This is a genomic window from Dokdonella sp. GW821-FHT11D02, from assembly GCF_058808595.1.
This window is the reverse complement of the sequence record NZ_CM179520.1, coordinates 3,303,078-3,324,078: the sequence shown is the minus strand read 5'-3', so window position 1 is coordinate 3,324,078 and position 21,001 is coordinate 3,303,078. Positions and strand designations below refer to the sequence as shown.

At 65.2% G+C, this 21,001-nt stretch carries 22 protein-coding genes; 15 read left to right on the top strand and 7 right to left on the bottom strand.

What is annotated here, in order from left to right:
- Positions 1 to 183: 183 nt before the first annotated feature.
- The 5 genes from ffh to rplS all read left to right on the top strand — a co-directional run bounded on the left by ffh (position 184) and on the right by rplS (position 3,700).
- Positions 184 to 1,557 carry a signal recognition particle protein gene (ffh, locus tag AC3QL3_RS14015; RefSeq protein ID WP_492894619.1) on the top strand — a complete coding sequence of 458 codons (1,374 nt, stop codon included), beginning with the start codon at positions 184 to 186 and terminating at the stop codon, positions 1,555 to 1,557.
- 116 nt (positions 1,558 to 1,673) lie between these two features.
- A complete protein-coding gene (gene rpsP / locus AC3QL3_RS14010) occupies positions 1,674 to 1,934 on the top strand; it encodes a 30S ribosomal protein S16 (RefSeq protein ID WP_492894617.1) in 261 nt (86 codons plus the stop codon).
- Complete coding sequence (rimM, locus tag AC3QL3_RS14005) at positions 1,934 to 2,455, top strand: ribosome maturation factor RimM (protein ID WP_492894615.1); 522 nt, start codon at positions 1,934 to 1,936, stop codon at positions 2,453 to 2,455. The genes rpsP and rimM overlap by 1 nt, the downstream gene beginning before the upstream one ends.
- Before the next feature lie 81 nt (positions 2,456 to 2,536).
- Complete coding sequence (trmD, locus tag AC3QL3_RS14000) at positions 2,537 to 3,316, top strand: tRNA (guanosine(37)-N1)-methyltransferase TrmD (RefSeq protein WP_492894613.1); 780 nt, start codon at positions 2,537 to 2,539, stop codon at positions 3,314 to 3,316.
- 21 nt (positions 3,317 to 3,337) lie between these two features.
- Positions 3,338 to 3,700, top strand: a complete 363-nt coding sequence (gene rplS / locus AC3QL3_RS13995; protein WP_492894611.1) for a 50S ribosomal protein L19 — start codon at positions 3,338 to 3,340, stop codon at positions 3,698 to 3,700.
- 437 nt (positions 3,701 to 4,137) lie between these two features.
- Here rplS and sbcB read toward each other — a convergent pair whose 3' ends face one another.
- Positions 4,138 to 5,574, bottom strand: a complete 1,437-nt coding sequence (gene sbcB, locus AC3QL3_RS13990) for an exodeoxyribonuclease I (protein WP_492894609.1) — start codon at positions 5,572 to 5,574, stop codon at positions 4,138 to 4,140.
- 77 nt (positions 5,575 to 5,651) lie between these two features.
- Between sbcB and orn the strand changes: the two genes are divergently transcribed.
- Positions 5,652 to 6,221 (top strand): oligoribonuclease, encoded by a 570-nt coding sequence (gene orn, locus AC3QL3_RS13985; protein ID WP_492894607.1) that lies wholly within the window; start codon positions 5,652 to 5,654, stop codon positions 6,219 to 6,221.
- A gap of 3 nt (positions 6,222 to 6,224) precedes the next feature.
- On the opposite strand, the gene smpB is transcribed toward orn, so the two are convergent.
- The gene (smpB, locus tag AC3QL3_RS13980) at positions 6,225 to 6,716 is read right to left on the bottom strand and encodes an SsrA-binding protein SmpB (RefSeq protein ID WP_492894605.1); all 492 of its coding nucleotides are present in this window, start codon (positions 6,714 to 6,716) and stop codon (positions 6,225 to 6,227) included.
- A gap of 24 nt (positions 6,717 to 6,740) precedes the next feature.
- On the opposite strand from smpB, the gene AC3QL3_RS13975 reads away from it, so the two are divergent.
- Positions 6,741 to 7,175: a type II toxin-antitoxin system RatA family toxin gene (locus AC3QL3_RS13975; RefSeq protein ID WP_492894603.1), complete on the top strand. Its 435-nt coding sequence runs from the start codon at positions 6,741 to 6,743 to the stop codon at positions 7,173 to 7,175.
- Positions 7,168 to 7,467, top strand: coding sequence for an RnfH family protein (locus tag AC3QL3_RS13970; protein WP_492894601.1), 300 nt, complete (start codon positions 7,168 to 7,170; stop codon positions 7,465 to 7,467). The genes AC3QL3_RS13975 and AC3QL3_RS13970 overlap by 8 nt, the downstream gene beginning before the upstream one ends.
- 9 nt (positions 7,468 to 7,476) lie before the next feature.
- Here AC3QL3_RS13970 and AC3QL3_RS13965 read toward each other — a convergent pair whose 3' ends face one another.
- Entirely contained in the window at positions 7,477 to 7,899 is a 423-nt protein-coding gene (locus AC3QL3_RS13965) for an outer membrane protein assembly factor BamE (protein WP_492894599.1), read from the bottom strand.
- An 85-nt stretch (positions 7,900 to 7,984) separates the two neighbouring features.
- On the opposite strand from AC3QL3_RS13965, the gene fur reads away from it, so the two are divergent.
- A complete protein-coding gene (gene fur, locus AC3QL3_RS13960; RefSeq protein ID WP_492894597.1) occupies positions 7,985 to 8,398 on the top strand; it encodes a ferric iron uptake transcriptional regulator in 414 nt (137 codons plus the stop codon).
- Between the two features lie 77 nt (positions 8,399 to 8,475).
- Here fur and AC3QL3_RS13955 read toward each other — a convergent pair whose 3' ends face one another.
- The 3 genes from AC3QL3_RS13955 to recN are packed head-to-tail and all read right to left on the bottom strand — an operon-like array spanning position 8,476 to position 12,753.
- Positions 8,476 to 9,996: a tetratricopeptide repeat protein gene (locus tag AC3QL3_RS13955; RefSeq protein WP_492894595.1), complete on the bottom strand. Its 1,521-nt coding sequence runs from the start codon at positions 9,994 to 9,996 to the stop codon at positions 8,476 to 8,478.
- A complete protein-coding gene (locus tag AC3QL3_RS13950; RefSeq protein WP_492894593.1) occupies positions 9,993 to 11,045 on the bottom strand; it encodes an RDD family protein in 1,053 nt (350 codons plus the stop codon). Before AC3QL3_RS13950 ends, AC3QL3_RS13955 begins: the two co-directional genes overlap by 4 nt.
- A 34-nt stretch (positions 11,046 to 11,079) precedes the next feature.
- Positions 11,080 to 12,753 (bottom strand): DNA repair protein RecN, encoded by a 1,674-nt coding sequence (recN, locus tag AC3QL3_RS13945; RefSeq protein ID WP_492894591.1) that lies wholly within the window; start codon positions 12,751 to 12,753, stop codon positions 11,080 to 11,082.
- A gap of 179 nt (positions 12,754 to 12,932) precedes the next feature.
- Between recN and hrcA the strand changes: the two genes are divergently transcribed.
- From hrcA to AC3QL3_RS13915, 6 genes are all read left to right on the top strand, one after another.
- Positions 12,933 to 13,991, top strand: coding sequence for a heat-inducible transcriptional repressor HrcA (hrcA, locus tag AC3QL3_RS13940; RefSeq protein ID WP_492894589.1), 1,059 nt, complete (start codon positions 12,933 to 12,935; stop codon positions 13,989 to 13,991).
- 167 nt (positions 13,992 to 14,158) lie between these two features.
- Positions 14,159 to 14,686 carry a nucleotide exchange factor GrpE gene (grpE, locus tag AC3QL3_RS13935; protein ID WP_492894587.1) on the top strand — a complete coding sequence of 176 codons (528 nt, stop codon included), beginning with the start codon at positions 14,159 to 14,161 and terminating at the stop codon, positions 14,684 to 14,686.
- An 88-nt stretch (positions 14,687 to 14,774) separates the two neighbouring features.
- Positions 14,775 to 16,688, top strand: a complete 1,914-nt coding sequence (gene dnaK / locus AC3QL3_RS13930) for a molecular chaperone DnaK (RefSeq protein WP_492894585.1) — start codon at positions 14,775 to 14,777, stop codon at positions 16,686 to 16,688.
- A 128-nt stretch (positions 16,689 to 16,816) separates the two neighbouring features.
- On the top strand, positions 16,817 to 17,938 hold the full coding sequence (gene dnaJ, locus AC3QL3_RS13925; protein ID WP_492894582.1) for a molecular chaperone DnaJ: 1,122 nt from the start codon (positions 16,817 to 16,819) through the stop codon (positions 17,936 to 17,938).
- A gap of 34 nt (positions 17,939 to 17,972) precedes the next feature.
- Positions 17,973 to 18,761: a 4-hydroxy-tetrahydrodipicolinate reductase gene (gene dapB / locus AC3QL3_RS13920; RefSeq protein WP_492894580.1), complete on the top strand. Its 789-nt coding sequence runs from the start codon at positions 17,973 to 17,975 to the stop codon at positions 18,759 to 18,761.
- Positions 18,762 to 19,023: 262 nt separating this feature from the next.
- Positions 19,024 to 19,617, top strand: coding sequence for a hypothetical protein (locus AC3QL3_RS13915; protein ID WP_492894578.1), 594 nt, complete (start codon positions 19,024 to 19,026; stop codon positions 19,615 to 19,617).
- 118 nt (positions 19,618 to 19,735) lie between these two features.
- Here AC3QL3_RS13915 and AC3QL3_RS13910 read toward each other — a convergent pair whose 3' ends face one another.
- A complete protein-coding gene (locus tag AC3QL3_RS13910) occupies positions 19,736 to 20,986 on the bottom strand; it encodes an OprO/OprP family phosphate-selective porin (protein ID WP_492894576.1) in 1,251 nt (416 codons plus the stop codon).
- Between the last annotated feature and the right edge of the window lie 15 nt (positions 20,987 to 21,001).

The following is a 21,001-nucleotide window of genomic DNA, read 5'->3' as shown; positions in this document are numbered from 1 at the left end:
TTCGGGAAAGCCGGGTTGTTCTGAAGGACCGAAGAACAAACTCTTCGCGAGGCGCCCGATTAGCCGTATGCGCCCGACGGCAGACGCTGCTCGGCACCTGTGCTTCCCCAATCCCCAATCTCCAATCCCCAATCCCGGCTTCTCGAATACAATGAGCGGCTCCCCGCCGCACCGGTCCGCCTCATGTTCGAATCGCTCAGCCAACGTCTATCCGCCACCGTCCAGCGCTTGCGCGGCAAGGGCCGGCTGACCGAGGCGAACATCCGCGAGTCGTTGCGCGAGGTGCGCATCGCCTTGCTCGAGGCTGACGTCGCTTTGCCGGTGGTGCAGGCGCTGATCCAGCGCGTGCAGGTCAAGGCGCTGGGCCAGGAAGTGCTGCGCAGCCTGACCCCGGGTCAGGCGCTGGTGAAGGTCGTGCGCGACGAACTGACCGCGGTGATGGGCAGCGCCAACACCGATCTGAATCTGGCGGCGGCGCCGCCGGCGGTGGTGCTGATGGCCGGCCTGCAGGGCGCCGGCAAGACCACCACGGTGGCCAAGCTCGCGCGCTTGCTGAAAGAGCGCAAGAAGAAAAAAGTGATGGTGGTGAGCTGCGACGTCTATCGTCCGGCCGCGATCGAGCAATTGCGCACGTTGGCCGCGCAGGTCGACGTGTTGTTCCACCCTTCCAGCGGCGACCAGGATCCGGTCGCGATCGCGCGCGAAGCGCTGGATGCTGCGAAGAAGAACTTCGCCGACGTGCTCTTGGTCGACACCGCCGGCCGTTTGCACGTCGACGCCGAGATGATGGCCGAGATCAAGGCGCTGCACGCGGCGCTGAATCCGATCGAGACCTTGTTCGTGGTCGACTCGATGACCGGCCAGGACGCGGCCAACACGGCCAAGGCGTTCGCCGAGGCGCTGCCGTTGTCGGGCGTGGTGCTGACCAAAACCGACGGCGATGCGCGCGGCGGCGCGGCGCTGTCGGTGCGTTACGTGACCGGCCGTCCGATCAAGTTCATCGGCGTCAGCGAGAAGCCCGACGGCCTGGAGTCGTTCCATCCCGACCGCATCGCGCAGCGCATTCTCGGCATGGGCGACGTGCTGTCCTTGGTCGAGCAGGTCGAGCAGAGCGTCGACCAGGAGAAGCAGCGCAAGCTCGCCGAGAAGGTCATCAAGGGCAAGCGGTTCGATCTCAACGACATGAAGGACCAGCTCGAACAAATGGTCAACATGGGCGGCATGAGCTCGCTGATCGAGAAACTGCCGGGCGTGTCCAACTTGCCCGACAACGTCAAATCGAAGGTCAACGATCGCGAAGTGCATCGCATGATCGCGATCATCGGTTCGATGACGAAGAAGGAACGCCGTCATCCGGATCTGTTGAACGGCTCGCGTCGAGCGCGTATCGCACGCGGCTCGGGCATGCAGCCGGCCGACGTCAATCGCCTGCTGAAGCAATATCAGCAGATGGAAAAGATGATGTCCAAGCTCGGCAGCGGCGGCCTCAAAGGTCTGATGCGGCAGATGGGCTCGGCGATGAAGGGTGCCGGCGGCGGCGGCTTCATGCCGCGCTAACTCCGCGCAGGGCTTTATTTTTCGCGCAGTTCAGCTAAAATGCCCGGCTCCCTCCGGGGCGGCCAGCCACCAGGCTGCGTCCAAGAAAAAAATCCTAGAGAATTCAGAGAGCTACGATGGTCAAGATTCGCCTTTCCCGTGGCGGCGCGAAGAAGCGTCCGTTCTATCACATCGTCGTGACCGACGGCCGCAGCGCGCGCGACGGCCGCAACCTCGAGCGCGTCGGCTACTTCAATCCGATCGCCGTGGGCAAGGAAGTGCGCCTGGAGCTGGACACCGCCAAGGTCAAGGCTTGGATGGATAAGGGCGCGCAGATGACCGACAAGGTCAAGGCGCTGTACAAGGAAGCCGGCAAGCCGGCGGCTGCCGCTGCCTGATGGCATCCGGCGGGGCGGGTGAAAAACTCGTCCTGCTCGGTCGCGTGGTTGGAGTTCACGGCGTACGCGGCGAGCTGAAGCTCGAGTCGTACACCGAGCCGAGACTGCAGATCTTCCGCTACCAGCCGTGGCGGATGCGTTCGGCAGCCGGCGAGAAGACGATCGAAGGTTGCCGTGGGCGTGCCCAGGGCAAGGGCCTGGTCGCCGAACTGCCCGGCATCGCCGACCGCGATGCGGCGGCGGCGCTGGTCGGCACGGAAATCTGGGTGACGCGCTCGGTTCTGCCGGCCGCCAAACCCGGCGAGTACTACTGGTCCGACCTGGAAGGACTCGAGGTCGTGACGCTGGACAACGTATCGCTCGGCCGCGTTTCACATCTGATCGCGACCGGTGCGAACGACGTGATGATCGTGCGGGACGGCGAACGCGAGCGTTTGATTCCGTTCCTGCTTGGACATTTCGTCAGCGAAGTGGATCTCGAAAGCGGCCGCATGACGGTCGATTGGGACCCGGAGTTCTAGTTTTTCTGGGCTTCTAAATTGAAAAGTGCGGACAGGATGTCCGTTCTTGATCTTAGTGCCCAGGGATGAGCACACAAGTACATGCGTATCGATGTCATCACGCTGTTTCCGGATTTCATCGAGAGCAGCAGCAAGATCGGTGTGGTCGGGCGAGCGCGCGAGCGCGGCCTGATCGAAATCGCGACCTGGAATCCGCGCGATTTCGCCGAGGGCAACTACCGTGCGGCCGACGACCGGCCCTACGGCGGCGGGCCCGGCATGGTGATGATGATCGAGCCGTTGCGCAGGGCGCTGACCGGCATACGCGCGGCCAGCGGCGCGAGTGAGGCGAAAGCGATTTACTTGAGTCCGCAAGGAACGCGGCTCGACCAGGCCAAGGTGGCGGAACTCGCGCGGCGCGACCATCTGGTCCTGCTGAGCGGACGCTACGAAGGCGTGGACGAAAGGTTTCTGCAGCACGAAGTGGCCGAGGAGATTTCGATCGGCGATTACGTGCTGTCGGGCGGCGAACTGGCGGCGGCGATCCTGATCGACGCGGTCGGGCGGTTGCAGGACGGCGTGTTGAACGACGCCGAATCGGCCGCGCAGGATTCGTTCTCCAACGGCCTGCTCGATTGCCCGCACTACACGCGCCCGGTGCGCGAGGAGTGGGGCGAGGTGCCGGCGGTGCTGTTGTCGGGCGATCATGCGGCGATCCGCCGCTGGCGTCTGAAGCAATCGCTGGGGCGGACTTGGCTGCGTCGGCCGGATCTGCTGGAGCGGCTGGAGCTGGACAAGAAAACACGCGCATTGCTGGTCGAGTTCCAGCACGAGCATGCGCAGGAACGGACGACGCCGGACGCCGGCGTCGAATCGAAATAGTCACATTATTTGGTGAGTGTCATGAGCAACCTGATCCAGCAATTCGAAGCCGCCCAGATGACCCGTACGCTGCCGGAGTTCAGCCCGGGCGACACCGTCGTCGTCAACGTCAAGGTGAAGGAAGGCAACCGCGAGCGCGTGCAGGCCTACGAAGGCGTCGTCATCGCGCGCAAGAACGCGGGTCTGAACTCGGCCTTCACGGTGCGCAAGATCTCGCACGGCTTCGGCGTCGAGCGCGTGTTCCAGTCGCACAGCCCGACGATCGACTCGGTCGTCGTCAAGCGTCGCGGCAAGGTGCGCGGTGCGAAGCTGTACTACCTGCGTGGCCTGGAAGGCAAAGCGGCGCGCATCAAGGAAGACCTCAGCGCGCACACGAAGGACTGATTCCTTCCCCTATATCCCTCTTGGAGCATCGAGTCGCGTCTGTGCTCCTCGTCAGAAGCGGCCATCGGCAACGATGGCCGCTTTTTTTTGCGATCCGTCCGGGATCGCTGCGGTCGGTAGTCGCATGAGGCTTTAGTCGATCGCGTCTTCGGGGGCGTCTACCCACGGCCTTCCATGGCCGCACTTCTCATGAATTTCTTGCGATCCGTCCAGGATCGCCGTTCTCTTGGGCGTAAGACGAATGGTCGAGAGAATTATGCTTCGGATCGTCCAATCGCAGCCATCCATGGCTGCACTTCTCAATAGCAGCAGATTCTTGGCTGCGCTTTGGGCTCTGAATCAGACGCGCTGTTCTCCCTCTCCCGCTTGCGGGAGAGGGCCGGGGTGAGGGTGATCGGAGTGGCGCGTGCAGCTCTTTGGCCACTCATCGCTGGTCCTCAAAAACCGTCGATTTCCAGATTCCAGCGCTCTAGCGCGTCGAGCAGCGGAATTTGCGCGGCGGGCAAGCTTGGCTCCGCGCGCAGGCGCGCGATCGTGGCGAGGTAGTCTTCGCGCGTCAGCGCGGTCAACGACGTCGCCGTCTCCAGCCGGCGCTGACGGAACGCCTCCCAGCGTGCGCGCTCGTCGGCGTCGAGCGTGTCCGGCCAATTGCGCGCGCGGTAGCGGAACAAGAGTTCCGCATAGCGCGAATCGCGGAACGGGAATATGCGCTCGCCGAGTTCGCGCGGCGGCGTTTCGCGCACCATGCGCAAGAGCTTCTTGTCCGTATCGGGCAGGAAGCCGTCGTAGAGTGCGAGTTCGGCATCGTCCGCCGGCGCGCGCGCTGCGCCGCGCGAGAACACCCGATGCAGTTTCGCGATCAGGCCATCGGCGCCGCGCAGCGTTTCCAGGTGCGCCAGCGCGCGCTCCGAGTCGAGTGCGATACGCGCGAGATCGACCCCTTTGAGGGCGCTCATCGGCGCCAGCGCCGGCGAACGATTGGCGTGCACGGTCTTGAGCGGAATGCGCTCGACGCCTTCGGGCAGGTCAGCGCGTGCGGTGAAGACGCGGTCGGCGATCTCGTCGGCGTCGAGTTCGAGCAGCGGGGCGGGGTCGGCGTCGAGATCGTAGACGATCACGCCGTTAGGCTGGCTCGGGTGCAGCGTCAGCGGCGCGACGATCGCCAGACAGCCGCGGCTGGCCGGATAGCGCGAGGAAACGTGCAGCAGCGGCGTCATGTGTGCGACGTCGAGCAATTCGAACACGCGCTGTTTGCGGCGCAGTGCGAAGTAGAACTCCCACAATCGCGGCTGGCGTGCGCGCAAGAGGCGCGCGAAGCCGAGCAGGGCTTCGACGTCGGACAGCGCATCGTGGGCGCGTGCTTGCTCAATGCGATTGGCACTGGCGAGGTCTTCCAACCGGAAGCTCGGCGTGCCCTCGCTGCGCTGCGGCCATTGGATGCCGTCCGGGCGTAGCGCGTAGCACATGCGCGCGAGATCGATCAGATCCCAGCGCGAATTGCCGTCCTTCCATTCGCGCTCGTAAGGATCGTGGAAGTTGCGATACAGGAGGTGGCGCGTGAATTCGTCGTCGAAGCGCAGCGAGTTGTAGCCGACGTTGCAGGTGCCGGCTTCGGCCATCTGTTCGTGCACTTGCGCGGCGAAGTCGGCCTCGATCACGCCTTCGCGCAGCATTCGTTGCGGAGTGATGCCGGTGATCAGGCAGGCTTCCGGATGCGGCAGCACGTCCGGCGCCGGCCGGCAGAAGATCGACAGCGGCTCGCCGACCGGCTCGAGTTCGAGCGTGGTGCGCAGCGCGGCGAATTGCGCCGGCCGATCGCGGCGCGGATCGGCGCCGGTGGTCTCGTAGTCGTGCCAGAGGAAGGTCGGGCTCATCGTCACGTCAGCATAACGCAGGGTTCTCAATCCGCGCCGGCGCGCCTAAACTCGCAGCGGGTTTTCGGGAGCAGGGTATGGCGGCGACGAGCGACGAGCATCTGATCTGGATCGACTTGGAGATGACCGGGCTCGACCCCGATCGCGACTCGATCCTGGAAATCGCCACCGTCGTCACCGACAAGGATTTGAACCCGCTCGCCGAGGGGCCGGAATTCGCGATCCGCCATCCGCTCGAACGCCTCGAAGGGATGGACGACTGGAATCGCAACCAGCACCGCAAGTCCGGCTTGTGGCAGCGCGTGCTCGAGTCGGACGTCGACATCGCTACGGCCGAGGCGTTGACGGTCGATTTCCTGTCCCATTGGGTGCCGGTCGGCAAATCACCGATGTGCGGCAATTCGATCTGCCAGGACCGGCGTTTCCTGCATCGGCTGATGCCGCGGCTGGAGCGCTACTTCCATTACCGCAACCTCGACGTCTCCACCATCAAGGAGCTGGCGCGGAGGTGGTCGCCCGAGGTCAGCCGCGGCTTCGCCAAGGATTCGGCGCATACCGCGCTCAGCGACGTGCGCGACTCGATCGCCGAGCTGCGCTACTACCGACCGTTCATGGGGCGCCTGTCCGGCACCTCGACGCCGTCGTAGGCGTCAGGCTTCTTTGTTGCGCGCACGCATCACGCGCTGCTTCTCGCGACTCCAGTCGCGCTCTTTGGCGGTGTCGCGCTTGTCGTGCTCTTGCTTGCCGCGCGCGAGGCCGAGATCGATCTTGACGCGATTGGACTTCCAGTACAGCGACAGCGGCACCAAGGTGTAGCCCTTGCGTTCGATCGAACCGATCAGCTTGTCGATCTCCTCGCGATGCAGCAGCAATTTGCGCGTGCGCCGGTCTTCGGCCACGACGTGGGTCGAGGCCGAGATCAGTGGCACGATCGAAGCGCCGAACAGGAAAATCTCGCCGTTGCGCACGATCGCGTAGGCGTCGCCGAGGTTGACGCGACCGGCGCGCAGGCTCTTCACTTCCCAGCCTTCGAGCGCGATGCCGGCTTCGTAGTGTTCGTCGATGTGGTACTCGTGACGGGCGCGCTTGTTCTGCGCGATCGTGCCGGTGCCGCTTTTTTCTTTGGTCTTCTGTTTGGCCATGTCAATTACAATTGAACGATCACGATGATCCAGATCCGCCGCCACGCCCTGGTCCGCCAGACGCCCGAACGGATGTTCGACCTCGTCAACGACGTCGAAGCATACCCGAGGCGCTTTCCTTGGTGCTCCGCCGCGCGCGTACTCGAGCGCGAAGGCGACGACGTGCTGGTCGCGCGGCTGGACCTGCGTTTCGCCGGCCTGACGCAAGGCTTCACCACGCGCAACACGCTCGAACGTCCGCAGCGCCTGCATCTGCACCTGGTCGACGGTCCGCTGCGCACGCTCGAAGGCGAGTGGACTTTCACGCCGCTCGGCGAGGACGGCTGCAAGATCGCCCTGGCGCTCGACTTCGACTACAGCGGACGCCTCGCCGGCGCGGCGCTGCGGCTGGGTTTCCAGGGTTTGGCCAGTCGCATGGTCGACGATTTCTGCGCCGCCGCAGCAAAAAGCGATGTCTGAACCTGTCGCCGCGACGATCAGCGTCGAAGTGGCTTATGCGGAGCCGCAGCGGCAGTTCTTGCGCCGTGTCGACTTGCCTGCCGGCGCCACGGTCGCCGCGGCGATCCTCGCTGCCGGCGTCGAACGCGAGCTAGGTATCGATGCGGCGGAGTTGACGGTCGGCGTCTGGTCCAAGCCGGTTGCGCGCGATGCGCCGCTGCGTGCCGGTGATCGCGTCGAGCTGTACCGGCCGCTGCAGGTCGATCCGAAGGAATCGCGGCGTCGTCGCGCGGCACTCAAGTCCAAATCGTGAAAGCCGAACTCAGCTGCCCTGCTTTTTCTTCTTCTTCTTGTCGTCGTCCCCGCTCTTCTCGTCGGGGTATTCGCGCTTGTATTTCTGCGCGTCCTTGATCAACTGATCGGGGTTCTCGGGGAAATAGTCGCCTTCGATCTTGACCAGCGCGTCGTCCTTGAAATGCAGGGTCAGGTCCTTGGTTTCCATATTGTTGCGGCCGCGGCGCATGGTCGAAACGTAGTCCCAGCGGTTCTGGTCGAACGGGCTGATCACCGCCGGCGAGCCCATCACCAGCAGAACCTGGCGCTTGGTCATGCCTTCCTTCAACGACTCCACCGTGTCCTTGTCGAACAGGTTGCCCTGCTGGACGTCGACGCGATAGAGCGGATTCAGACTCCAGCCACAGCCGGTCAGGACGATGGCGAATAGGGCGAGCCAGGTCAGGCGCATGCGTGTAGGGGTCCAAAGGCCGTAAAAAGGTGAATGATACACTAGGGCCCTGAACCGCAAGGCGAACGCTGGTGGGGACCGGAGGATGAAGGTGGAATCGAACGAATTGCGCAGGGCCGGTCTCAAGGTCACCCATCCGCGCATGCGGATTTTGGAGATCCTGGACAGTCACAACGGCAAGCATTTCACGGCCGAGGACATCTATCGGGAGTTGCTTGATCACCACGACGACATCGGCCTGGCCACGGTGTACCGCGTGCTGACCCAGTTCGAGGCTGCCGGCATCGTGCTCAAGCACAATTTCGAGGGCGGCCAGGCCGTCTACGAACTCGATCGCGGCAAGCATCACGACCACATGGTCGACATCGAAACCGGCAAGGTGATCGAATTCTCCAGCGAGGAGATCGAGCGCCTGCAGCACGAGATCGCCGAGCGGCACGGCTATGTGATCGAAGATCACAGCCTGGTGCTGTACGTACGGCCGGCAAAGCGCAAATAGCGCGGACCCTCACCCCCGCCGACGCTAAGGGGGACGGCGTTACCGACGTAGAGAGCGAACCGCCGAACGTCGGCCGCTTAGCCCTTCGTTCCGAACAGCCGTCCCAGCAAGCCTCGTTTCTGCTTGCCCACGTTGTCGGCGGCCTTGCGGCAGTACTCCGCATCGCTTGCGTCGCCGGAGGCGAAATAGCTCGAGGCGGCTTTCTGGTAGGCCAGTTTCGCGTTGGCGCTCTGGCCGAGCGCTTCGTGCGATTGGGCCTTCTTCAGATGGCCCCAGCCGTCCGCCGGTATCAGACGGATCACCTCTTCGCAGCGTGAGAGCGCATCGGCGTGGCGATCGAGCGATTGCAGGGTTTTGATCAGCTGAACCAAAGCGGCGACGCTCTGCGGTGCCAGCGCGACCCATTGCTCCAGCGACGCTAAGGCCTCGGCAGCACGCCCGAGCTTGACCAGCGCGAGCCCACGCAGGCGGTGTGCGCGATCGTCGCGCGGATTCAAGGCGATGGCTGTTTCCGCATGCGCCTGCGCGCCGGCCGGGTCGTCGAGCGCGAGCAGCGTCTCGCCGTAGTTGCGGTGCAGGTAGCTGAGGTCGGAGTCTGCGGCGAGGCCGCGTTCGAACATGCCCTTCGCTTCGCTGTGCCGGTCTTGCTTGGCCAGGCAGAAGCCGGTGAGGTTGTATACGTCGCCGTCGGCGTCGCCCTCGGCGATCACGCGTTCGAGCAGGCGCAGCGCCTGCTCGTGGTCGCCCGCGTCGATGTGGCGGCGCGCTTCGAGCGTGCGCGCCTCGAGCGACTCGCCGCCGACGGTTTCCTTCCAGCGCGCGAAATCGGCATCGGCTTCCTGCGTGCGCCCGAGCGCTCGCAGCGAGCGCTCGCGTCCGCTGATCGCCCAGTCCCAGTCGGGTTCGCGCAGCAGTACGTTGCTCCATTCCTCCACCGCTTCGGCGTGGCGGCCGAGCATTTGCAGCGTCAGTGCGCGGTTGTGCTGGATCGCGTTCTGTTCGCCGAGCAGGCGGCGGCTGCGGTCGAGGTGGACGATCGCCTTCTCGTACTCGTTGATTTGGTAGTAGTGCGTACCGGCGTTGTAGGCGGTCATGCCGTCGTCGGGACGCGCCGCGGCGAGACGCTCGTAGAACGCCGAAGCTTCCTCGACGCGACCCGCTTCCATCAGGAAGTGCACGGCGTTGTTGGCCGGGCGCTGGCGCCGTGGCCGCACGCGCAGCGCGGCGGCACAGGAGGCGACGGCATCGTCGGTGCGATCGAGCTGAGCGAGCGACCAGCCGCGCGACATCAGGCAGCCGTAGTGATCGGGGTCTTGCTGCAGGATGCGGTCGTACTCGGCGACGGCGCGTGCGTCGTCGTCGATCATCGTGGTGCGCACCCATAGTGCATCCGTACAACGCGGATCGAGCTTGAGCGCCGCGGCGATGTCGGCCACGGCGGCCTCGTCGTCGCCCAGCTTGCAATGCAGGCGTGCACGGGCTGCCCAGGCGCCGGCGTTGTTCGGCGCATCGGCCAGCAGCTGCTCGGCGAGGTGCCAGGCCAGGTCGAGATTGTCGTTGTCCTCGGCGTCGAGGATCGCTTCGATGCGTGGGCTCATGGAGTCGGCGTGTCCGTCTTGGGCGATGGGGAAGCCGGTTCCGCGACCTCGCTGCTGCAGGTGAACGGCTGATCGGCCTTCGGCAGTTCCGGGCTGTCGCAGCGCCAGCTTTGGATGCGCGGCTCGTTTTTCTTGCGCACGATTTCCGGAACCAGTTTCAGGTGCGTGCCGGCGAGCAGTGGGTCGGCCGGGGTGACGGTCAGCGTGCCGGTCGATGCGTCGATTTCGAGCTTTGCGATCGAAGCCGGCAGCGCGCCGTCCCAGCGCTGCGGGAAGCGCTCTTTGTTCGCGGCCCAGTCCTTGCCGATCGCGCGCGCGATGTCCTTCGCGTCCGCCGCCGCCGCGCGCGCCGCATCGCGGCGCGGATTGGGCGTCGCCGTCAGCGCGGCGAAGGTCAGCAGTGCAGCGAGCAGCACGATCACGCCGCCGAGCGCGAAAACGAACCAGCGTGCCAGGCGCAGAAAGCGCGCGCTGCCGACGTCGTTGCGCAGCCGATAGCGGATCGCTTCGACCGATGCACGCGCGGACACGACGTGGCAGCGCATCAGCAGGTTGTGCAAGGAGTGTTCGCCGAACAGCAGCCGCTCGGCCAGCAGCACCGGCAGCGACAGCAAGGGATGCAGCCCGTACTTGGCCAGGGTGCGCAGGATCGAACGTATCAGGCCGGGCGCATTGCCTTGCTGGTCGACCACGCGAATGCCGAGCAGGCGCTTGCCGATCGAACCCTTGCCGTAGCTGTCGAGCACGGCAGGCAACAGGATCATCGCGAGCGTGCCGGCGCAGAGCAGGGCGAACAGCCCGACTCCACCCATGCCGAGGCTCTGCGCGAGATACACGCCCAGCCACAGCCACAGCGGAATCACCAGGGCGAACAGGGCCAGATCGATCAGGGTCGCCGTCACGCGCGCGCCGGTGCCTGCGTAAACCTCGCCGGAGGCATGCGAAAGCGGTGCTTCCGCGGCCTGCTTAGGCGCGGTCAGCGGCTGCTTGCACTGATGGCATATCCGGAAGCCGGACGGATTGGTCCAGCCGCAACTCGCACAGCGCATGTTTCCTTCCTGTTTCCGGCCCGGTGATAGGTATTCACCGTTGTGCGGCGCTTTCGAGCATTTTTTTTGCGTGCGCGAGCGTCTCGCGTGTGATCTCGATGCCACCGAGCATGCGGGCGACTTCCTCGCGACGCGCGTTTCCGTCCAGCGTGTCGATGCGCGTCTGCGTCGAGGCGCCGTCGCTGGACTTGCTCACGCGCAGGTGTTGATGCCCCTGCACGGCGACCTGGGCCAAGTGCGTCACGCACAGCACCTGGCAACGTGCACCGAGCGTACGCAGCTTCTGGCCGACGACCTCGGCGACGGCGCCGCCGATGCCGGAATCGACTTCGTCGAACACCATCGTCGCGATCGCATCGCTGCCCAAGGCGGCCACTTCGATCGCCAAGCTGATGCGCGAAAGCTCGCCGCCGGAAGCGACCTTGCGCAAAGCGCGCGGCGGCTGGCCGGGGTTGGCGCTGACCAGAAATTCGCAACGTTCGGCGCCCTGCACATCGGGGTCCGCGCTGCCGGCGGGTTCGAGCTGGATTTGCAGACGTCCGCCTTGCATGCCCAGCTCGCCCATCAAGCCGCTGACCGCCTCACCGAGCCGATTCGCGCTGGCGGTGCGCTTCGCGCTGAGCGCTTTTGCGGCCTTTGCGTAGTCGGCGGCAAGTCGCTGCTGCTCGGCCTCCAGTCCGGCGATGCTGGCGCCGGCGCCGCGCAGACTTTCGAGTTCTTCGCGCAGCGCGTCCGTATGGGCCTTCAGTTCGGGCATGCGCACGCGGTGCTTGCGCGCGAGTTCGTGCAGTTTGCCGAGCTGCGCCTCCGTTTCGGCCAGCCGTTCAGGGTCGAGGTCGAGCGCGGACTGGTAGCGGGCGAGCGCATCGCTCGCCTCGCCGAGCTGGATCTGCGCCGCGTCGAGCAGTTCGCCGATCGGCGCCAGGCGCGCGTCGAGCGTGACGAGGTGGGCGATCTCGGACTGCGCGCGAGCGACCGTGCGCAGCAAGGCGAATTCGTCGTCGCCGTCGAGTCGCTCGGCCAGCTTGGCGCCGCCTTGCAGGAGCTGGCCGGAGTTGCTCAGGCGGCGGTGGCTGTCTTCCAGCGCGGCCAGCTCGTCCGGCGCGACGGCATGCCGATCGAGTTCGTCGACCTGGTGCGTCAGCCATTCGATGCGCTCGGCATGGTCGGCGCCGCGCGAGAGTTCCCCGATGCGCGTCACCGTGGCGCGCCAGGCGCGCGCGATGCGCGCGACCTCGGCCAGTTCCGGCGCGTGCTCGCCGAACGCGTCGAGCAGCTCCAATTGCTGGCCGCGATCGAGCAGGGCCTGATGCTCGTGCTGGCCGTGGATTTCGATCAGCCCGGCGGCGAGGGTCTTCAGTTGGCCCAGCGTGACCGGGCGGCCGTTGATCCAGGCGCGCGAGCTGCCTTCGCTGCGGATCACGCGGCGCAGCTGGCAGGCACCGTCCTCGTCGAGGTCTTCGGCGGCGAGCCAGTCGCGAAGATCGGTGCGCGCGGCCAGGTCGAACTCGGCCGACAGCTCCGCGCGCTCGCAGCCGTGCCGCACCATCGCCGCCTCGGCGCGGCCGCCGGCGAGCAGCAGCAGCGCGTCGACCAGCAGCGACTTGCCGGCACCGGTTTCGCCGGTGACCACGGACATGCCCGGCCCGAACGCGATCTCGGCCTCGCCGACGATCGCGAAATCCTTGACGTAAAGACTTTCCAGCATCGCCTGAGCAGCCCGGGAAAAAACGCCGCGGCACGCTAGCATGACGACAAGGCGCGGCCAAGGCGGCGGCGCTGCGGCCGCTTCGCGTTGAATCGCGCCTCGGCCGGCCCTATTGATTGCACTGGCGGCGCTTGTTAGCGTCGTTCCGAAGTCGGCGCTGGGGCGCCGCGTGGACCGCGATGATCTCTCCCTTTCTCCAGCCTCCGCTCGATGCGCGTTCGCGCAGCCTGTTGCGTTCGCTGATTGCGCAATACATCGCCGAGGGGCAGCCGGTCGGCTCGCGCACGCTGGCCAAGTCGTCCGGCCTCGATGTCAGCCCGGCGACGATCCGCAACGTCATGGCCGATCTGGAAGAGGCCGGCCTGGTCGCCGCGCCGCATACCTCGGCCGGACGCGTGCCGACCGCTCAGGGCTATCGCGTGTTCGTCGACAGCCTGCTCGAACTGCGCCCTTTGGCCGAGCCGGAAGTGGATCAGCTGCGCCGCGAGCTGCCGACCGACGCCGCCACGCCGGATCTGCTCGGCAGCGCGACCTCGCTGTTGTCTGAGATGACGCGCTTCGTCGGCGTGGTCAGCGTGCCGCGACGCGAGGAATTCCCGTTCCGCCACATCGATTTCGTGCCACTCGACGGCAGCCGCGTGCTGGTGATCCTGGTCTTCACCGACGGCCAGGTGCAAAACCGCGTGATCGCGACGCAGCGCAGCTACGCGCCGGGCGAACTCGAGCAAGTGGCGAACTACCTGAACCAGAACTTCGCCGGCCAGCGCCTGGATGAGATCCGCGTGCGGCTCTTGCGCGAGATGCGCGATGAGCGCGCGCGCCTCAATTCGCTGCTTTCCGCCGCGATCGAGGTCGCCGAGCAGGCGTTCCAGCTCAGCCCCGGCAACGACATGCTGGTGTCCGGCCAGACCAACCTGATGGGCGGCCAGGACGTGGCCGACGTCGACCGCCTGCGCGAGCTGTTCGAGGCGTTTCAGCGCAAACGCGACCTGCTGCAGCTGCTGGAGCGTTGTGCCCATGCCGAGGGCGTGCGTCTGTTCATCGGCGAGGAATCGGGGTTTGCCGCGCTGGACGGCTACAGTCTGGTCACCGCGCCCTACGGCGTCGGCGGCCGCGTGCTCGGCGTGCTCGGGGTGATCGGGCCGACGAGAATGGCCTACGAACGCGTGATTCCGGTCGTGCAAGCGACCGCTGGCATCATTTCCGGCGCCTTGAAGCGCGCCCAGCCGGCCTCATAACGCGGACCGTTGCGGGGATTTCGGGGACGGCTTCAGCCGTCCGGTCATTCCTTGCGGCGATAATCGGTTGAAGCACGCCATCCGCGCGTTTGCGGGCGGCGGATTTTTGGAACGGGCAGTTCGCAAAATCGATGCGGATTTTTGGACATCGCCCACGTGGAGGAACGATGGAAAGCAACGATGCGAAAACGGCGAGTGCGAGCGCGCAGCCGAACGGCGATGACGGTGCCGATAACGAGCTGGAGATTCTTTCGCGCCAATTGGCCGAATGCGAAGGCAAACTCGCCGAAATGCGCGAGACGGTATTGCGCGAGCGCGCCGAACTGGACAACCAGCGCAAACGTTTGCAACGCGATCTCGAACAGGCGCGCCGTTTCGCCAACGAGAAACTGTTGGCCGATCTGCTGCCGGTGCTGGACAACCTCGAGCGCGGGCTTTCGTTGGAAGGCAGCGATTACGCCGGCCTGCGCGGCGGCGTCGAGCTGACCCAGCGCGAATTGGCGCGTGTGGTCGAGGCGAATGGGCTGAAGGAAATCGGCACCATCGGCGAGGCGTTCAATCCGGAGCATCATCAGGCGATGGCAATGGTGGAGGCGGCCGGCCAAGGCGCCGGTCGCGTCGTTGCGGTCATGCAAAAAGGCTACGTGCTGAACGAGCGCCTATTGCGTCCGGCATTGGTATCGGTTTCAAAATAACGCGCTTGAAACAGGGGGGTAGACCCCCAGATTTGGCGGCAGTCACGACCTTCGGGTCGCATCGAATTCAGAGCGGGAGAGTACAGTAATGGGCAAGATCATCGGTATCGACCTCGGCACGACCAATTCGTGCGTTGCGGTCATGGAAGGCAATTCGACGCGCGTCATCGAGAACGCAGAGGGCGATCGCACGACGCCGTCCATCGTCGCCTTCAAAGACAGCGAGGTCGTGGTCGGCGCGACAGCGAAGCGCCAGGCGGTGACGAACCCGAAGAACACCTTCTACGCGGTGAAGCGCCTGATCGGCCGCAAGTTCACCGACGCCGAAGTGCAGAAAGACATCGACATGGTGCCCTACAAGATCGTCGCGCACGACAACGGCGACGCGTGGGTCGAGACCGCGGAAGGCAAGCGCATGCCGCCGCAGGAGATCTCGGCCAAGGTGCTCATGAAGATGAAGAAGACCGCCGAGGATTTTCTCGGTGAAGCGGTGACCGAAGCGGTCATCACGGTGCCGGCCTATTTCAACGATTCGCAGCGCCAGGCGACCAAGGACGCCGGCCGCATCGCGGGTCTGGAAGTCAAGCGCATCATCAACGAACCGACCGCGGCGGCGCTCGCCTACGGCCTGGACAAGAAGGGCGGCGACCGCAAGATCGCCGTGTACGATCTCGGCGGCGGCACCTTCGACATCTCGATCATCGAGATCGCCGAAGTCGACGGCGAGAAGCAGTTCGAAGTGCTGGCCACCAACGGCGACACCTTCCTCGGCGGCGAGGACTTCGACAAGCGCGTCATCGACTATCTCGTCGACGAATTCAAGAAGGACCAGGGCGTCGATCTGAAGAACGATCCGCTCGCGCTGCAGCGCCTGAAGGACGCCGCAGAGCGCGCCAAGATCGAACTGTCGACGGCCCACCAGACCGAGGTCAACCTGCCTTACGTCACCGCCGATGCGTCGGGTCCGAAGCATCTCAACATCAAGCTCACGCGCGCCAAGCTCGAAGCGCTGGTCGGCGATCTGGTCGAAAAGACCATCGCGCCGTGCCGCACCGCTTTGAACGACGCGGGCCTGAAGGTTTCCGACGTCAACGAGGTCATCCTCGTCGGTGGTCAGACGCGCATGCCGAAGGTGCAGGAAGCGGTCAAAGACTTCTTCGGCAAGGAACCGCGCAAGGACGTCAACCCGGACGAAGCGGTCGCCGTCGGCGCCGCGATCCAGGGCGGCGTGCTCGGCGGCACGGTCAAGGACGTGCTGCTGCTCGACGTGACCCCGCTCTCGCTCGGCATCGAGACGCTCGGCGGCGTGTTCACCAAGCTGATCGAGAAGAACACGACGATCCCGACCAAGGCGTCGCAGGTGTTTTCGACTGCGGAAGACAACCAGTCGGCGGTGACCGTGCACGTGCTGCAGGGCGAACGCGAGCAGGCGCGCTACAACAAGTCGCTGGCGAAGTTCGACCTCGCCGGCATCCAGCCGGCGCCGCGCGGCATGCCGCAGGTCGAGGTCACGTTCGACATCGACGCCAACGGCATCCTGCACGTCGGCGCGAAGGACAAGACCACCGGCAAGGAACAGCGCATCGAGATCAAGGCCGGTTCCGGCCTGTCCGAGGACGAGATCCAGCGCATGGTGCGCGACGCCGAGGCGAACAAGGAAGAAGACAAGAAATTCCACGAGCTCGTCGCCGTGCGCAACAAGGCCGACCAACTCGTGCACGCCACGCGCGCTGCGATCAAGGAGCACGGCGGCAAGGTGCCGGGCGATATCGGCCGCATCGAGGAAGCGCTGGCCGATCTCGAAAAGGTCATGAAGGGCGACGACAAGGCGCAGATCGAAGCGCGCACGACCAAGCTGGAAGAGGCCGCGCAATCGCTGCACGCGGCCGCTGGGGCTGCGCCGCAGCAGGGCGGCGAGCCGCCGCACGCGGCCGGTGCTTCGGCCAAGAACGACGACGTCGTCGACGCCGAGTTCACCGAAGTCAAAGACGACAAGAAATAAGGCCGGGATTCGGGACTAGGGATTGGTGATTCGGAAGGGCGACCACCGAACATGAATCCCTTTTCCGGTCCGGACACAATCATGCTTCGTCCAATCCCCAATCCCCAATTTCCCATCTCGGCTCGTCCATGAGCAAGCGCGACTACTACGAAGTACTCGGCGTCGCTCGTGGCGTGAACGAGGAAGAGCTGAAGAAATCCTTCCGCCGGCTGGCGATGAAATGCCACCCGGACCGCTGCCCGGACGATCCGGCGGCGCAGGAGAAATTCAAGGAAGCCAAAGAGGCGTACGAAGTCCTGTCCGATGCGCACAAGCGCGCGTTGTACGACCAGCACGGCCATGCCGCGTTCGAGCACGGCGGCGGTGGTCGTAACGGCTTCAACGGCGACGTCGGTGACATCTTCGGCGACATCTTCTCCGATATTTTCGGCATGGGCGGCGGTCGCGGACGCCCGCGGCGCGGTTCGGATCTGCGTTACCTGGTCGAACTCGACCTGGAAGAAGCGGTGTTCGGCATCGAGAAGCAGATCGAAGTGCCGACCCTGGTCGAATGCGACACCTGCGACGGCAGCGGCTCCGCCGACGGCAAGACCTCCACTTGTACGACCTGCCGCGGCCAAGGCCGCGTGCGCATGCAGAACGGCATCTTCTCGATCCAGCAGGCCTGCCCGCATTGCGGTGGTGCCGGCAAAGTGGTCGCCAATCCGTGCCGCGACTGCCGCGGCGAAGGCCGCGTGCAGTCCGATCGCACGCTGTCGATCAAGATTCCGGCCGGTGTCGACAACGGCGATCGCATTCGCTTGAGCGGACAGGGTGAAGCCGGTCCGAGCGGCACCGTACCCGGCGATCTCTACGTCGAGGTGCGCGTGCGCGAGCACGCGATCTTCCAGCGCGAAGGCGACGATCTGCACTGCGAGATTCCGATTCGCTTCGCCCAGGCCGCGCTCGGTGCCGAGCTCAAGGTTCCCACGCTCGACGGCGAAACGGAGATTTCGATTCCGCCCGAGACCCAGACCGGCAAGCTGTTCCGTTTGCGCGGCAAGGGCGTCAAGTCGGTACGCAGCGGACGTACCGGCGATCTGCTCTGCCGCGTCGCGGTGGAGACGCCGGTGCGATTGACCGGCGAACAACGCGAGCTGCTGCAGCAGTTCGAGGCGACGTTCGCCGGCGAGCGGGCTTCGGCGCATTCGCCGCGCGAGAGCACCTGGCTCGACGGCGTCAAGCGCTTCTGGGACCGCGTAACCTCCTGAGCTACCATCGCGCTCCGTTTTCGCGGAGCGCGTCATGCCCACACCCACTGCCGTCGTCGTTCATGGCGCCACCGGGCGCATGGGGGACGCGATCTTGCGCGTGCTCGACGAGCGCGAAGACGTGCTACCGGTCGCAGCGCTCGTGCGCGAGGGCTCCACTCGCGCCGGCGAGCCGGTGCGGGCGTTGCGGCATGCGCTGCGTTATGCGAGCGGGCTCGCTGCGGAAACAGCGGCGAGCGTGCTGATCGACTTCAGCGTGGCCGAGGCGTTCGATCACGGCCTCGCGCTCGCGCTTGAGCGCAAGCTCGCCTTCGTCAGCGGAACCACGGGTCTCGACGCGCGTCAGCGCGCCGAACTGGCGCGTGCGGCCGAATCGATTCCGGTGTTGTGGGCAGCGAACTTCAGCCTCGGCGTCGCGGTATTGGCGCGGCTCGTCGCCGCGGCGGCGAAGGCATTGCCGGACTGGGACTGCGAAATCGCCGAAGCGCACCACGCCGGCAAACACGACGCGCCCTCCGGTACGGCCTTGATGCTCGGTCGCGAAGTGGCGGCCGCGCGCGGCCAAGACTTCGAGGCCGCGGCGCGTTTTTCTCACGCCAACAGCGCGCGCGGGTCGGGTACGATCGGTTTCGCGTCCACGCGCGCCGCCGACATCGTCGGCGAACACACGGTGCTGTTCGCCACCTCGGGCGAGCGCATCGAGCTGACCCACCGCGCCAGCGACCGCATGATCTTCGCGCGCGGCGCAGTCGCCGCCGCGCGTTGGATCGCCGAGCGAGCGGCCGGATTCTATGCGCTGCCGGATGTGCTCGACGTGCGCTGATGCTCGGCGTTCGTACTGATTGGCTGCAATAGAAAAAAGTATTCTTTTACACCGCGAACGCCGTCACGACCGTCAGAATGGACGGCCTGCCAGTCGCGGCGTATCGTCGCGAACGGATGCAGCCGATGCGGAAAGCACCATCGCTTCCGTTCGGAAAAAGGGGCGATCTGCATCTTCATCCAAACCTTGGGGAGCAATCATGCGAACGATCGGCTGCGGGCGGCGTGATAGCGCGTTTTTTTCATCGACTCTGGCATGCGCTTTGTTCGGATTTTTTTCGCTGACCGGTGCGACACCGGCTCATGCCGGCGTGGGCGCCGGCGCCTACGTCACCGGCACACAGACGGTCAGCGGCAATTTCGTCCCGGGCGGCAGCGCGACCTATACGGTCGTGTTGACCAACAGCGGCAGCACGGAACAGCCGGACAATCCGACTAGCGAGTTCAGCGAATCTTTCATGTGGCCGCTCGGCGTGATGACCGTCAGCGCGAGCAGCGGCAGCGGACGTTTCGTCACCGGCAAACCGAGCATGGTTTTCTGGGACGGAGCGATCCCGGTGGGCGGCAGCGTGACGATCACGTTGACCGGGACGATCGACGCGGACGTCACCGTCGGTCAACTGATTTCGCGTGCGGGTACGGTTTACTTCGACGCGGACGGCAACGGCAGCAACGAAGGATTCAACTCGACCGACGATCCATCGTTGCCCGGCCCATCCGATCCGACCGTATTCCGCATCGCTGGCGCGCAAGCTCCTCCCGTTGCCGCGCCCACTTTATCGATGTGGACCGCTGCGCTGTTGATGATCGGGTTGGCTGGAATCGGCGTCCTACGCCGGCGTTGGCTGTTGCGTTGATGCGGCGGTGTGGCGAGGGCGTAGCAGGCTGCTACGTAGCCCTGTGCCGGCGAGTCCGGCAAGAAAAAAAAGGGGCGCTTGCGCGCCCCGAGGAGAGTGAACGGATGAGCGGTGCGGATCAGAAATAGATCTGCAGGCGCGCTTCGAAAATACGCGGATCGACGTCGATGTCTTTCTTGAGCGAGCCGCCGTAGTACTTGGTGGTGTTGGCCTGGATGTAGTTCGCCTGCACCTTGAAGTGCTGACCGAGGTACCAGTTCGCACCGATCGTCCAGTTGTCTTCCTTGCCGCCGAGCACCGGACCGTCGTTGAGGTCGAGCGAGCTGTAGCGCACGGCGATTTCGACCGCGCCCCATTCGTTGGCCGGACGCACGTTGCCGACGAAACCCTTGCTGTAGGGACGGCTTTCGCCGGTCAGCACCCACGAACCCTGGATGTAGTAGCCGTCGCCTTCGTAGCTCGGCTTGCCCTTCGGGTCGGCGCTGAAGCGCAGGTATTCACCCTGCACCAGGAACGGACCGTGGATCCAGGCGCCTTCCAGGCCCATGCGTTCGATGTCGCCCGGGAAGGCCAAGTTGCCGGTATCGATCAGGCGCGTCGGCGTCATGCCCGACTCGGGGCGGGCGCGGAAGCGTGCGGCCGGGTTGCTGAGAACGCCGCGGCCGTCACGGGTCGCATCGCGGTCTTCCTGCGACCAGGAGATGCCGAGGTGCAGCACATTGCTTTCTTCGCGCGAACCGGCGCCCGGCTGGCGATTGAAGGGGTTCCAGACCACGCGCGCGGCCGGGCCGTCGCCGTCGTTGTCGCCGTTGAGGTCGCCGCCGCTGAAGTAGGCGAGGTTGACCAGCCAGTTCTTGATGCCGGTATAGGTCCAGTCCACACCGATGCGGCGGCCCATGTTGGTCGCCTGCACCGGCGTCGCGCGTTCGAGGAAGGTGGTCGCGCTCGAGCTCGACGCTTCTTCCCAGCCGACCGGCGTCTTGAACTGGCCGAGGCGGATTTCACCGATGTCCGAATTGGTGTAGCGCACGAAGTTGTCGAGCCAGCCGGTGGTCGGCAAGCCCTGGCGCACGGTGAAGTCGTAGCCGATGTTGAAGTCCAGACCCCACGGCGTCTTGCCGTAGACGTTGAACTCCTTGCGGCGCCACGCATTCATGTCCGTCAGCAGCGGCGCGCCGTTCGGATTGGCCGGATTCTTCGTGTCGCCGTTGTACTCTTCGTACTGATATTGATACAGACCCTTGACGCCGATTTCGTAGCCGTCGGCGGTTTTGTACTTGGTCGGCCAATCGTTCAGAAGGTCGTAGGCCATCGCGTTGGTGCCGAACGCGCAAAATAGTGCCGCGGCGATCGCATGTCGCAGTTTCATCCGGTAAGTCCTCGA